10 protein-coding genes are annotated in these 13,441 nt (G+C 74.1%); 7 read left to right on the top strand and 3 right to left on the bottom strand.

Annotation, left to right across the window (positions count from 1 at the left end; all coding sequences use genetic code 11):
• The first annotated feature begins 595 nt into the window (after nucleotides 1-595).
• The gene (locus STTU_RS07475; RefSeq protein ID WP_199785005.1) at nucleotides 596-1,327 is read left to right on the top strand and encodes a class III extradiol dioxygenase subunit B-like domain-containing protein; all 732 of its coding nucleotides are present in this window, start codon (nucleotides 596-598) and stop codon (nucleotides 1,325-1,327) included.
• Nucleotides 1,328-1,634: 307 nt separating this feature from the next.
• Here the strand turns inward: STTU_RS07475 and STTU_RS07470 are convergent, their stop codons facing one another.
• Nucleotides 1,635-1,928 (bottom strand): antitoxin, encoded by a 294-nt coding sequence (locus STTU_RS07470; RefSeq protein WP_007821380.1) that lies wholly within the window; start codon nucleotides 1,926-1,928, stop codon nucleotides 1,635-1,637.
• A 156-nt stretch (nucleotides 1,929-2,084) separates the two neighbouring features.
• The gene (locus STTU_RS07465; RefSeq protein ID WP_007821378.1) at nucleotides 2,085-2,525 is read right to left on the bottom strand and encodes a hypothetical protein; all 441 of its coding nucleotides are present in this window, start codon (nucleotides 2,523-2,525) and stop codon (nucleotides 2,085-2,087) included.
• A 184-nt stretch (nucleotides 2,526-2,709) separates the two neighbouring features.
• On the opposite strand from STTU_RS07465, the gene miaA reads away from it, so the two are divergent.
• The 6 genes from miaA (at nucleotide 2,710) to hflX (ending at nucleotide 11,707) form a co-directional block, all read left to right on the top strand.
• Nucleotides 2,710-3,648: a tRNA (adenosine(37)-N6)-dimethylallyltransferase MiaA gene (gene miaA / locus STTU_RS07460; protein WP_007821376.1), complete on the top strand. Its 939-nt coding sequence runs from the start codon at nucleotides 2,710-2,712 to the stop codon at nucleotides 3,646-3,648.
• Nucleotides 3,649-3,756: 108 nt separating this feature from the next.
• Nucleotides 3,757-4,269, top strand: coding sequence for a hypothetical protein (locus STTU_RS07455; RefSeq protein WP_007821375.1), 513 nt, complete (start codon nucleotides 3,757-3,759; stop codon nucleotides 4,267-4,269).
• Between the two features lie 225 nt (nucleotides 4,270-4,494).
• Nucleotides 4,495-5,382 carry a diaminopimelate epimerase gene (gene dapF, locus STTU_RS07450; protein ID WP_007821373.1) on the top strand — a complete coding sequence of 296 codons (888 nt, stop codon included), beginning with the start codon at nucleotides 4,495-4,497 and terminating at the stop codon, nucleotides 5,380-5,382.
• Between the two features lie 382 nt (nucleotides 5,383-5,764).
• Complete coding sequence (locus tag STTU_RS07445; protein ID WP_043254481.1) at nucleotides 5,765-8,035, top strand: RelA/SpoT family protein; 2,271 nt, start codon at nucleotides 5,765-5,767, stop codon at nucleotides 8,033-8,035.
• A 274-nt stretch (nucleotides 8,036-8,309) separates the two neighbouring features.
• Nucleotides 8,310-9,917 (top strand): M1 family metallopeptidase, encoded by a 1,608-nt coding sequence (locus STTU_RS07440; RefSeq protein WP_007821369.1) that lies wholly within the window; start codon nucleotides 8,310-8,312, stop codon nucleotides 9,915-9,917.
• 227 nt (nucleotides 9,918-10,144) lie between these two features.
• Nucleotides 10,145-11,707 carry a GTPase HflX gene (gene hflX / locus STTU_RS07435; protein WP_007821367.1) on the top strand — a complete coding sequence of 521 codons (1,563 nt, stop codon included), beginning with the start codon at nucleotides 10,145-10,147 and terminating at the stop codon, nucleotides 11,705-11,707.
• A gap of 390 nt (nucleotides 11,708-12,097) precedes the next feature.
• Here the strand turns inward: hflX and STTU_RS07430 are convergent, their stop codons facing one another.
• The gene (locus tag STTU_RS07430; protein WP_199785004.1) at nucleotides 12,098-13,315 is read right to left on the bottom strand and encodes a trypsin-like serine peptidase; all 1,218 of its coding nucleotides are present in this window, start codon (nucleotides 13,313-13,315) and stop codon (nucleotides 12,098-12,100) included.
• Nucleotides 13,316-13,441: the final 126 nt, after the last annotated feature.

Genomic DNA, 13,441 nt, shown 5'->3' with positions numbered 1-13,441 from the left:
GCCCTCGGAAGGCGCCGCCCTCGGCGGCAACTCCGCCCCGTCCCCGGGGCCGGCGGACAGCCGAACGGCGACTGGGCAATGTCCCGGCCGGATGCGGCGCGCTGATTTGCCAGGGGACGCCCTCGGAGGGACTGGGCCCTCAGCGAGAGCTTCGCCCCGCACCCGGGGTCGACGGACAGCCGGACCGGACCGCGACGGGCGCAAAGACTTCGGCAGTTCGCACCTGCCCTGCGCGGACCTGCCGTGGATGGACGCTTGGCCTAGCCCGAGTCCCGGTTCTCGCCTGCCGACGCCCCCGCACCGCGCATGCCGAGGGCCGTTCCGCAACGCCTGCCGATGCCTTCTCCCCGCGCCAGTCGAGCCCCCGTAACGCCTCACGACGTCCTTGCCCCGTGCCCAGCCGAGCCCCCCGCAACGTCTCCGGACGCCCTAGCCTCGCGCCAGCCAGGTCCCCCGATGCCCGCCGTCGCCCCCGCGCCGTGCCTCACGACCCACCGCACCACCGCACCTGCCGTCACACCACCGCACCGCCCCGTCGCCCCGCCCCCGCCCCGCAACCCCCATCCCGTCGCCCCCACGGACTACGCTGCCGATCATGCTTGTCGCCGCAGCTCTCTGCCCGTGCCCTCCTTTGCTGGTTCCCCGGATCGCGGCGGGAGCCGCGGGGGAGCTCGACGCTTTGCGGGCCGCGTGTGCCGACGCGCTCTCCGTGCTCGCCGCGTCGCGGCCCGACCGGCTGCTCGTCGTCGGGCCCGTCGCGGGTGCCGGGGCCGTGCGACACGGTGAAGGCGCGCGTGGTGGCTTCCACGGGTTCGGCGTGCCGGTGAACGTACGGCTCGCGCGAGTGGGCCAGGCGGAGTCGGCGCGTACGACGGATGACAGGCCCGTGCTGCCCGCTTCCCTCGCCGTGGGCGCCTGGCTGCTGGAGAACGCCGCTTGGGCGGCGGCCCCCGTCTCCGGGCTCGCGGTCGGTGAGGAGAGCGGGACCGAGGAGTGCCTCGCCCTCGGCGAGTCACTGCGGGTCCCCGAGGAGCGCCTCGCGGTGCTGGCCCTCGGCGACGGGAGCACGATGCGGACGGTCAAGGCCCCCGGCTACCTGGACGAGCGCGCTGCCCCCTGGGACAGCGCCGTCGCGAAAGCACTCGCCGACGCGGACACCGAGGGCCTTGCCGCGCTCGACCCCGCCACCGCACGTGCGCTCGGCTGCGCCGGAAGGGCACCCTGGCAGGTGCTCGCGGGTGCCGCGCGCGGCACGGACCTCACGGGCAGCCTGCTCTACGAGGAGGCCCCGTACGGAGTGGGCTACTTCGTCGCCGCGTGGTCCTGAGCCCCGCCTCCGCCCCGGGCAACCCAAAGACAGGGGCCCCCGACGGCAGGCGGCGAGCCCGGCAGGCGGCGTACGGCACGGACGACCGCAGCCGGTGCGCCGCGCAGCTCCGACCCGCGCGGCGGAAAGGCCCGGTGCGAGGCGTTGGCCTGCAACCACCCGCACCGGCCCCGTAGCCCCCCGCACCGGCCCGTAGCCCCCGCACCGGCTCGTAACCCTCCGCACCGGCACCATCCGCACCGGCCCATAGCCACCCGCACCGGCCCCTACGAGCCATCGGACTCGTGAAGCGTCCGCGAGCGCGGCCTCAGCCTCCCGACGAGCCGGGCGGCTGCTGCGAGCCTCCGCCCCCGCCCGTACCGCCCCCGCCCGTACCGCCGTCGCCCTCGCCGTCCTTCTTGCCCATCCGTTCGACAGCGTCCTTGGCCTTGTCCGTGCCCGACTGGATGCGGTCGGAGTACTTGCCTTTGGTGCGCTCGTCCACGGTCTTGGCGGCCTTGTCGAGGCCGTCGCCGATCTTGTCGCCGTGCTGCTGGGCGAGATCGGTCACCTTGTCCTTCGCCGGGGACAGTCGTGCCCGGATGTTGTCGATGAAACCCATGGGGTCCCTCCTCGCCGGAAACCGGGAAGACGGCGCCCCCGCGCGGGGCGCCTACTGCTGGCTTACTACGGATCGGCCGCGCGCGCCTGTCGGGCTCCCGGGGGCGTCGGCTCGTCCCGGAGGGCTCGGCAGGCGCGCGGAGTGCCGCTCGCCCGCTCAGCGCCGTACGTGGTCGGCGGCCTCGCGCTCGGCGGCCTCGTCGACCGACTGCTGCTTGGGAATGCCGCCCTCGGCGGTCTCGCCCTCGGCGGTGGCGGCCGTGTCCGGCGCGGCGGCGGCCACGTCGGCGGACTTCTCCCCCTCTTCGGCGGTGGGAGCCGCACCGTCCGCCTCCGTGCCGGCGTCCTCGCCCCCGGCAGCGGCCTCCGGCTCGGTCGCGCCCTCCGCCTTCGGCTCGGCTCCGGCCGCGGGAGCATCCGCGTCGGCGGCTTCCGCGGCGGATTCCGTCCCCGTCTTGTCCGTAGCGGCTTCGCTACCGGCGGCTTCCGTACCTGCCGCGTCCGCGGCCACGCTCTCCGTCGCGGCGGCCTCCTCCTGCGGGGTCGACGCGGGATCGGTCGCCTGCGGCTTGCGGCGGAGGAAGGAGAAGAGGCCCATTGCGTGCTCCAAGGGACAGGTGGTGACAGGTGGATACGGGCGGAGGCAGCGCAGAGACGGCGCGCGGCCACGGCCCCGGCGGCCCGCGACCGACGGTCGGGACCTCGCAACGGCAAACGAGGCGGCCCGCGTCGCGTCACGTAACTCGTTCGAGGCGCTCCTCCTGGTTTGGGACACTGGTGCGGTGAGTACCGCACCTCCCTCCCCACGGGTCATCGCCGTCGTCGGGCCTACCGCCGCGGGCAAGTCCGATCTCGGCGTCTTCCTCGCGCAGCGGCTCGGCGGCGAAGTCGTCAACGCCGACTCCATGCAGCTCTACCGTGGGATGGATATCGGGACCGCGAAATTGACGCTCGCCGAGCGCGAGGGCGTCCCGCACCACCTCCTCGACGTCTGGGACGTCACCCGCACCGCGAGCGTCGCCGAGTACCAGGCGCTCGCGCGCGCCGAGATCGACCGCCTCCTCGCCGCGGGCCGCGTTCCCGTGCTCGTGGGCGGCTCGGGGCTCTACGTGCGGGGCGTCGTCGACCGTATGGAGTTCCCCGGCACCGACCCGGCCGTCCGCGCGCGCCTGGAGGCGGAGCTGGAGGAGGCGGGTCCCGCCGTGTTGCACGCGCGGCTCGCGCGCGCCGACCCCGAGGCCGCCGCCGCGATCCTCTCCGGCAACGGGCGTCGCATCGTGCGCGCCCTGGAGGTCATCGAGATCACCGGCAAGCCCTTCACCGCGAACCTGCCGGGGCGCGAGGCGTACTACGACACCCTTCAGATCGGGGTCGACGTCGCCCGGCCCGAACTCGACGCGCGCATCGCCGCCCGCGTCGACGTGATGTGGGAGCGCGGCCTCGTCGCCGAGGTGCGCGCGCTGGAGGCGGCGGGGCTGCGCGAGGGCCGCACCGCCTCGCGCGCGCTCGGCTACCAGCAGGTCCTCGCGGCGCTCGCGGGGGAGTGCGGCGAGGAGGAAGCGCGCGCCGAGACGGTGCGCGCCACGAAGCGCTTCGCACGCCGTCAGGACACGTGGTTCCGGCGCGATCCCCGCATCCACTGGCTCGATGGGGGACTCTCCGGACGAGCGGAACTTTCCGGGCGTGCTCTCGCGTTGGTCGAACGGGCGGTTACAGCCTGATCACGTGATGGCATCGGGACGCTCCGGGCGACATACGGGCCCCCGACGCCGTGCCATCATCAAGCTGCGATCGACCTGGCGGAGTCCGAGTGGGAGGGCACAGTGGCGATGGAGGCCGGCCCTCGTGACACCGGACGCGAAGAGCGGGACCAGCTCGTCCAGGACGGCCCGGCCGACGAACCTCCGGCGGCTGCCGACCGGACGGTGACGGACGGTGGTGTCGTGGCCCTGGGTGCGCTCGCGTCGGGCCGGGAGGACGTCACGGCGGACGAAGCGGTGGTCGAGGACGCGGCAGTGGAGGTCGAGCTGAGGCCGCAGCGCAGACTGCGCCTCTGGCAGCTGGCACCCATCGTCGTGCTCGCCGCGATCGGCTCGCTCATGTTCGCGTTCCCGCTCGCCTTCGAGGCCGGTGACGGCGGCGCCGTCGTCGCGATGCTCGGCCTCCTCCTCAGTTCCTCGGCCGCGGGTGGCGCCGTGATGGCGGCCCGTCGCGTCGGTTACAGCTGGCCGGGGCTCGCCCAGGGCGGCGGCAGGCCGCGCTGGCGCGCCATCGGCCTCTACGCGCTCGTCGTCCTCGTCGTGGCGGGCCTCGCGGTCTGGCGCGTCGCGCGGCTGCGCTGAGCCCGTCGGGTAAGCGGCCTGCCGCGTCACGCGGTGGCGCCGAGCCGTACACGCGCCGCGGGTGACGCGCGTACGGCTGCGCTGAAGCCACGCCCGAGGGGCTGCCCCCCGGGCCCGTACACCCGACATCGCTGCTCACGCACACCGCGCCCTCGCGCGCGGACCTCGCCCCGCCGGCCCCGTACGGCCGCGCGGACCTCGCCCCCCGCGCCGTACGATCGAGGGATGAGCACCGCGATCGGCTTCCTCAAGGGCCACGGCACGCAGAACGACTTCGTGATCATCCCCGATCCGGAGAACACCATCGACCTGGGCCCCGACGCGGTCGCCGCCCTCTGCGACCGGCGCGCGGGGATCGGGGGCGACGGGCTGCTGCACGTCGTGCGCTCCGCCGCGCACCCCGAGGGGCGCGCGTACGCCGACGAGGCCGAGTGGTTCATGGACTACCGCAACGCGGACGGCTCCGTCGCCGAGATGTGCGGGAACGGCGTCCGGGTCTTCGCCCGGTACCTCCAGCGCGCCGGGCACGTGGACGCCGGGGAACTGGCGGTCGCGACGCGGGCCGGGGTGAAGCGCGCCCACCTGGCCAAGGACGAGGCGCCCGGGGTCCCCGGCGAGATCACCGTGGAGATGGGCGTCGCGCGGCTTCCCGAGGGCGAGGTCGAGGTGCGGGTCGGCTCCGGGCTGCGCCCCGCCACGCACGTCGACATGGGCAATCCGCACGCCGTCACCTTCGTCACCGACCTGGCCGAGGCCGGTGAGCTGCGCACCGCGCCCGAGGTGCTCCCGGCGAGCGCCTATCCGCACGGTGTCAACGTCGAGTTCGTCGTGGACCGGGCGCCCGGAGCGCTCGTGATGCGCGTGCACGAGCGCGGCTCCGGCGAGACGCGCTCCTGCGGTACGGGCGCCTGCGCCGTCGCCGTGGCCGCCGCGCGCAGGGACGGCCTCGACCCCGCGCGTACGGGCCACCCCGCGACCTACACCGTCGACCTGCCCGGCGGCCGGCTCACCATCACGGAACGCGCGGACGGCGTCGTGGAGATGACCGGTCCCGCGGTCCTCGTCGCGGAGGGCACGATCGACCAGGACTGGCTGGCGGCGCTGACCGCTTGAGAGCCCTTGCATTGAGGGCATCGCCCCGCTGGCGGGCGACCGGCACCGGATCCTTCGGGGCCGAACGGCGCGTGCTCCGCACGTCCGGCCGGAGCGCGGAAGAACCCGGAAAAGTAAGCCGCGCGGGCGCCGCACCCCCCGGCGCGCGCCCGACGCGTATCCGGGGCAACGCGCGAGTGCCGCAAAGGTCACTGTCCGCGCTCGTGTCGCCCGCCGACTTCGCTCGAATGGGTGATCCCTTTCACGCTCGGCGAGAGGCGGTCGGCGGCGCGTGGTGGGCTCGATAGCATCAAGCACCGGCCCGGACGGGGACACCGCCCGCTGTCCCGGGGCCCCGTGCTCCGGGCACCCCGTCGACCGGTCGACGCAGCCGGAGGTGCCCATGAGTGCGGAGGCAATGAATCCAGTGACGCCCGGGGGGCCTCCCGAAGCCCTCCAGGCAGCCGGTGCCGCGCAGCCCCGCAAGCGCACCCGGCACCGCATCGACCTGCGCCGCCTCGGCCGGGCGGCCCTCCTCGGCCACACCGGGCGCGACCGTGCCCCGGACGCGATCGCGCACGTCGTCGACGCCCACCGCGCCCACCATCCCGACGCCGATGTCGACACGCTGCGCCGCGCCTACGTCCTCGCCGAGTCCTCGCACCGCGGCCAGATGCGCAAGAGCGGCGAGCCCTACATCACGCACCCCCTCGCGGTGACGCTGATCCTCGCGGAACTCGGGGCCGAGACCACGACCCTGACGGCGGCGCTCCTGCACGACACGGTCGAGGACACCGACGTCACCCTCGACCAGGTACGCGCCGGGTTCGGCAGCGAGGTCGGCTATCTCGTCGACGGGGTCACGAAGCTGGAGAAGGTCGACTACGGCGCCGCCGCCGAGCCCGAGACCTTCCGCAAGATGCTCCTCGCGACCGGAAACGACGTGCGCGTCATGTCGATCAAGCTCGCCGACCGCCTCCACAACGTCCGCACCCTCGGCGTCATGCGGCGCGAGAAACAGGTCCGGATCGCGAAGGTCACGCGCGACGTGCTCATCCCGCTCGCGGAACGCCTCGGCGTGCAGACGCTCAAGACGGAGCTGGAGGACCGGGTCTTCGCCATCCTCCACCCCGAGGAGTACGAGGAGACGCGCCGCCTCATCGTGGACCACTTCGCGTCCCCCGACCCCCTCGCCGCCGTCGCCGAGAGGGTGCGCGACGTCCTGCGCGAGGCGGATCTGACGGCGGACGTGCAGCTGCGGCCCCGGCACTTCGTCTCCGTCCACCGCGTCCACCGCAAACGCGGCCGGCTCGGCGACACCGACTTCGGGCGCCTGCTCGTCCTGGTCGGCGAGACCGCCGACTGCTACGCGGTGCTCGGCGAACTCCATACGTGCCTGACCCCGGTGGTCGCCGAGTTCAAGGACTTCATCGCCGTCCCGAAGTTCAACCTGTACCAGTCCCTGCACACCGCTCTCGCGACCTCGGAGGGCGGCATCGCCGAAGTCCTCATCCGTACGCGGCAGATGCACCGCGTCGCGGAGGCGGGCGTCGTCGCGCTCGGCAATCCGTACGCGGCGGGCGGCGACCAGGGCCGCGAGGGTACGGGGCGGGGCGACGCCAACCGGGGGACCGGCGAGCGGCGCCCGCAGGACGTGCCGGGCCCCGGCTCTCCCGACGGGACGGCCGCCGAAGCCGTCCCCGGCGCCGGGGACCCGTACGCCGCCGATGCCGAGCGGGCCGATCCGACCCGCCCCGGCTGGCTCTCCCGCCTCCTGCAATGGCAGAGCGCCGTGCCCGATTCGGAGCTGTTCTGGTCCGTGCTGCGCGAGGACCTGGCCCACAACCGCGAGATCACGGTCTTCCGCGAGGGGGGCGGCGCCCTCGGGCTGCCCGCGGGCGCGAGCTGTGTCGACGCGGCGTACGCGCAGTACGGCGAGGACGCGCACGCGTGTATGGGCGCGGTCGTCAACGGCCGCCTCGCGCCGCTGAGCACCGTCCTGGAGGACGGCGACACGGTCCAGCTCCTCATGGGCCAGGACGCCGCCGGCGGCGGCCCCTCGCCCGACTGGCTCGACCACGTACGCACCCCCGCCGCCGGACTGGCCATCCGCCGCTGGCTCACCGCCCACCCCGCGAACACCCCCGCCGAGGACGCGCGGCGTGAGGAGCCCCTGCCCCGTCCCACCCTCCCCGCGCCCGCCGCGCGGACGCTCGCCGCGAGCGTCACGGTCGACCAGCCCGGCGCGACGGTGCGCCTCGCGGGCTGCTGCACCCCGGTGCCCCCCGACGCCGTCACGGCGTTCGCGGTACGGGGCAACGCGGTCACCGTGCACCGCTCCGAGTGTCCCCGCGCGGTGCGCATGGCCGCGGCCGGACGGCGCACGGTCGGCGCGGACTGGGGCGACACCGGGGACTGCCGCGTCACGCTGCGCGCCGCGTCCTTCGGACGGCCGCACCTGCTCGCCGACCTCACGGAAGCGATCGCGGGGGAGGGCGTCGCCGTCATCTCGGCCACGGTCGAGCCCCCGAGCGAGCACGGGGTACGCCACACCTACACGCTCCACCTGCCCGACGCCACGCGTCTGCCGGGTCTCATGCGGGCCATGCGGGACGTGCCGGGCGTGTACGACGTGAGCAGGGCGCGGAGTTCGGCGCCCGCGTCCGGGGTCTGAGGGGCGGAGGCGGAGCCCGAGCAGAGAGGTTTCTGCACCGGCGAGTACGCGGAGGGCATGGGGCGCGGGGGCGGTGTGCCGTGAGCGGCGGAGGAGGTGTGCCGTGAGCCGGACGTCGAGCGATCGGACAGGGCTGCGTGCGGGGCGGCGAGTGTGCCGGTCAGCCGGGCGCGCGGCGCCGGAGACGTCAGCACAGCGTGGACGAACTGACTCCTTCGGGTTGTTCTGCCTGCCGGATGGTTGCTGTGTGTGTCCAGAGTGGTAACTCCGAGTCATGAACCTGGAGCACGACTCTGCGAACACCCTCGCGAGGCCGGGGCCCGGTGCCGGTGCGGAGCACGCGGGCCGACCGGCCCCGCCGCGTCCGCGCCGCCGTGCCTGCCGCACGGCCCGCGTCCTCGTACCGGTGCTCGCCGTCTGCCTCGCGCTCATCGCCGCCGCCGCGCCCTCCCCGGGGCCGCAGGGGATCGGGGACCGGCTCTTCCCCGCCCTCGGCAACCCCGGCTACGACGTGCTCGCCTACGACCTTTCGCTGACGTACAAGGGCGACAACCGAGCGCCGCTCGAAGCCGTCACCCGCGTCACCGCCAGGGCCGAGGCACCCCTCGACCGCCTCAACCTCGACTTCTCCCACGGCGAGGTCCACTCCGTCACCGTCAACGGCCGCGCCGCCCGCCACGCGAGCGCGGGACAGGATCTCGTCGTCACCCCGGAGGCCCGCGTGCGGCCCGGGGAGCGGCTGCGCATCGTCGTGCGGCACACGAGCGATCCACGCCCGCCGGGCGCGGGGCAGGGCGAGGGCGGCTGGGTCCGCACGAAGGACGGCCTGGCCATGGCCAACCAGGCGGACGCGGCCCACCGGGTCTTCCCCGGCAACGACCACCCCTCCGACAAGGCCGACTTCACCTTCCGCGTCACCGCGCCACGCGGCGTGACCGTGGTCGCCAACGGCCTCCTCGCGGGCCGGGCCGACGCGGCGGGCGGTGCCACGACATGGACGTACCGCACCCTGCACCCGATGGCCACCGAGCTGGCCCAACTCTCCCTCGGCCGCTCGGCCGTGCCGCGCAGGCCGGGGCCGCACGGCCTCCCGGTGCGCGACGTCGTCCCGGCGGCGGACCGCGAGCGCCTGGAGCCGTGGCTGCGCAGGACGCCGGGACAGCTCCGGTGGATGGAGAAGCGCGTGGGGACATTCCCCTTCGAGGCGTACGGAGTGCTCGTCGCCGACACGAACACCGGCTTCGAGCTGGAGACCCAGACGCTCTCGCTCTTCGAGCGGCGCCTGTTCACCGACAGTCGCTACCCCGAGTGGTACGTCGACTCCGTCCTCGTGCACGAGCTGGCGCACCAGTGGTTCGGCGACAGCGTGAGCCCCCGTACCTGGTCGGACCTGTGGCTCAACGAGGGCCACGCCACGTGGTACGAGACGCTCTACGCGGAGGAGCGCGGCGGACCCACGCTGGAGCGCCGGATGCGCGAGGCGTACGGCGCGAGCGACGAGTGGCGCGTGGAGGGCGGACCACCGGCCCGCCCCAAGGCCCCCGGCAACGGCAAGATCAGCATCTTCCGCCCCGTCGTCTACGACGGCAGCGCCCTCGTGCTCTACGCCCTGCGCCAGGAGGTCGGGGCGGACGCCTTCAGCCGCATCGAACGCCGCTGGGTCGCCGGGCACCGCGACGGCACCGCCGACACCGCCGCCTTCGTGCGCCTCGCCTCCGACGTCGCGGGGCGCGATCTCGGCGCCTTCCTCCACCCGTGGCTGTACGGGGCGAAGACGCCGCCAATGCCCGGACACCCGGACTGGACCGCCGACGCGCCCGGTACGGAGCAGCCGCGGAGCACGTCCCCGCACCGTCTCGCCGAGCCACCACGTATGCGGTGACCTGGGAGGTTTCGCGCCCTTGCCGCGCGCTGCCCGCACCCCGGCGCGCGAGGCCGCCGGGGCCCGGCCGGTCCGTCTGATAACTCGCGTGACTCCCCGAGGAGCGCCGTGGGACCATTTCCGGGCGAGCGGCGCCCATGGGCCCGGGAATTCCCGGGGCTCTCCGGGCGTTGCTCACATCGGCGGACAGGGTCCGCTCGTCGACCGCACTCGTCATTAAGGAACCAATGACCCACACCCCTCCCTTTTCCCAGGACACTTCCGGAGACCAGGACGCGCCCCTCGGCGCGGAGGACACCGTGAACGAGACGCACCCGCGGGGACAGCAGCCGTCCCACAGCCACGGCCTGCGGGCCGATGCCCTGATGGAAGAGGACGCCGCCTGGAGCCACGGGGCCGACGGCGCGCGGGACGGCGAGCAGTACGACCGTGAGGAGCGCGCGGCCCTGCGCAGGGTCGCCGGGCTCTCCACGGAGCTGGAGGACGTCACCGAGGTCGAGTACCGCCAGCTGCGTCTGGAGCGGGTCATCCTCGTCGGGGTCTGGACCTCGGGCACCGTCCACGACGCGGAGAACTCCCTGGCGGAGCTGGCCGCGCTCGCCGAGACGGCGGGTGCCCTCGTCCTCGACGGGGTCATCCAGCGCAGGGACAAGCCCGACCCGGCCACTTACATCGGCTCCGGCAAGGCCGTCGAACTGCGGGACCTCGTCCTGGAGACCGGCGCCGACACCGTCGTCTGCGACGGTGAGCTGAGCCCCGGGCAGCTCATCCACCTCGAAGACGTCGTCAAGGTCAAGGTCGTCGACCGCACGGCGCTGATCCTCGACATCTTCGCCCAGCACGCCAAGTCCCGAGAGGGCAAGGCGCAGGTCTCGCTCGCGCAGATGCAGTACATGCTGCCGCGCCTGCGCGGTTGGGGCCAGTCGCTCTCCCGGCAGATGGGTGGCGGTGGCTCCGGCTCCTCCGGCGGCGGCATGGCGACCCGCGGTCCCGGTGAGACCAAGATCGAGACGGACCGCCGGCGCATCCGCGAGAAGATGGCGAAGATGCGCCGGGAGATCGCCGAGATGAAGACCGGACGGGACCTCAAGCGCCAGGAACGCCGGCGCAACAAGGTCCCCTCGGTGGCCATCGCGGGCTACACCAACGCGGGCAAGTCCTCGTTGCTCAACCGCCTCACTGGCGCGGGGGTGCTCGTCGAGAACGCGCTGTTCGCGACCCTCGACCCGACCGTGCGCCGGGCGGAGACACCGAGCGGGCGGCTCTACACGCTCGCGGACACGGTGGGCTTCGTACGGCACCTGCCGCACCACCTCGTCGAGGCGTTCCGCTCCACGATGGAGGAGGTCGGCGACTCCGACCTGATCCTCCACGTGGTCGACGGCTCGCACCCGGCCCCCGAGGAGCAACTGGCCGCGGTGCGCGAGGTGATCAGGGAGGTCGGGGCCACCGACGTCCCCGAGATCGTTGTGATCAACAAGGCGGACGCGGCCGACCCCGTGGTCCTCCAGCGGCTCCTGCGCGTCGAGAAGCACTCGATCGCCGTCTCCGCCCGCAGTGGGCAGGGCATCGAGGAACTGCTCGCGCTCATCGACGAGGAACTGCCCCGTCCCGCCGTCGAGGTCGACGTGCTCGTCCCCTACACCGAGGGCAAGTACATCGCTCGGGCACACGTCGAGGGCGAGGTCCTCTCCGAGGAGCACACCCCCGAGGGCACCCGGCTCAAGGCCCTGGTGCACGAGGAACTGGCCGCGGAACTGCACAGGTTCAGCCCGGTCGGCTCGCACTGAGCCCGCGGGCGGCTCCCCGCCCGTAGCGCGACAGACGCCGAAAACGGCCAAGGGCCCGCACCCCGAGAGGGTGCGGGCCCTTCGCGTCGCGCGCGCGACTCGGTGGCCGGGCAGGCTCCGTACCGCCGGTTCCGTAACGGGGGAACGGTCGGCTGCCCGCTGTCGCGCCACCGTCGCGCGAGCGGTGCGGCGGCTCGGCAGGCGCCCGTATCGCCGATCCGGCGGCGGTCCGTCGACGCCCGTACCGCCGATCCGGCGGCGGCCCGTCGACGCCCGTACCGCCGATCCGGCGGCGGCCCGTCGACGCCTGTACCGCCGGTCCGGGGGCGGTCCGTCAACTCCCGTAGCCGGTCCGGCGGCAGTACGACCCCCGACTCCCGCAGCCGCGCCTCAGGAGAGGCTGTCCGCCTTGTCGCTCACCGCGCGGTAGACGTCCTCCGCTTCCTTGCCCAGGCGCGGGCCCGCGAGCCAGCCGCCCCTCACCGGGCCGATCGAGGTGTTCGAGACGAGCGCCGGCTCGCCGTCCGCGTTCCTGCCGACCCAGCCGCCGCCCGAGGCACCGCCCGTCATGGTGCAGCCGATGCGGTACATCGTCGGCTGCTCGGGGCCGAGCGAGAGGCGGCCCGGCTTCGCGGGGCACTGGTACAGGGCCTGGCCGTCGAAGGGCGGTGCCGCCGGGTAACCGGAGGCCGTCAAGGAAGGCGTCTTCGCGGCCGAAGCCGCGGCGAAGTCCACGGGCAGCGCGCCGCCCACGGTCTCCTCCAGAGATTTCCCGCCGCCGTTCTCCGGCGTCACGTGCAGGACGGCGAAGTCGTAGGGCGCCCCCGCACCTCCGGTGGGGCCGCCGCTCGCGATCCACTCCTTCGAGGTCTGCGCCCAGTCGCTCCACCACACCCCGTACGGAGCGATCTCCTCGCGCGTCGCCTTCTCCAGCTCGGCGGTCGGCTTCCCCGCGTTGTTGTACGCGGGCACGAAGGCGATGTTGCGGTACCAGCCGCCCTTCCGCCCGGCGTGCACGCAGTGGCCCGCCGTCCACACGAGGTTGGACTTCCCCGGGTGGGCCGGGTCCTCGACGACCGTCGCCGAGCAGACCATCGAGCCCTCGGGGGAGTCGAAGAGGACCTTCCCCGCCTCCGGCAGCGCGTCGTGGTACGGCGGGGTCACGGCGGCGGCCTCGACCGGCGCGGGTGCGGGGTCGGTCACGCCCCGGTCGTCCGCGAGGTCGCCGTCGTCCACCTTCTTCTGCGGGTCCTCGGCCCGGCGCATCCGGTCCGGGTCCCACAGGCCGTCGATGATCGGATTGACGTAGTCCTCGGCCTTGCGCAGCCAGGTGTCCTTGTCCCACTTGCGCCAGGCGCCGTCCTCCCACTTCCCGAGATCGATGCCGTGCTCCTTGAGCCGGTCCCGTACGCCGTCCGGGATACGGATCCTGTGCTCACCCGCCGAGGACTCCGAGGCGACGGGCTTTCCGCCGTCGTCGCCGCCCGCCGAGTCGTCCTCGGGACCGCAGGCGGTCAGCGTCAGCGTGAGGGTCAGGGCGGCCCCGACCGCCACCGGCCAGGAGCCACGACGCAGCCCCCGCCCCGTCCGTGCCCGTGTGGTGCGCATGCTCAATCCCCCTGGAAGTGCCGGACCTTGCCGCTCCCACACTATGACGGGGCCTCAACAGGCCCGCCGCGCGGCGGCAACAGTTGGGTCACAGCGGGAAGCCCCGGCCTCGCTCCCGCGTCTCAG

This window comes from Streptomyces sp. Tu6071 (genome assembly GCF_000213055.1).
Lineage (GTDB): Bacteria > Actinomycetota > Actinomycetes > Streptomycetales > Streptomycetaceae > Streptomyces > Streptomyces evansiae.
This window is presented reverse-complemented; position numbering and strand designations above follow the sequence as displayed.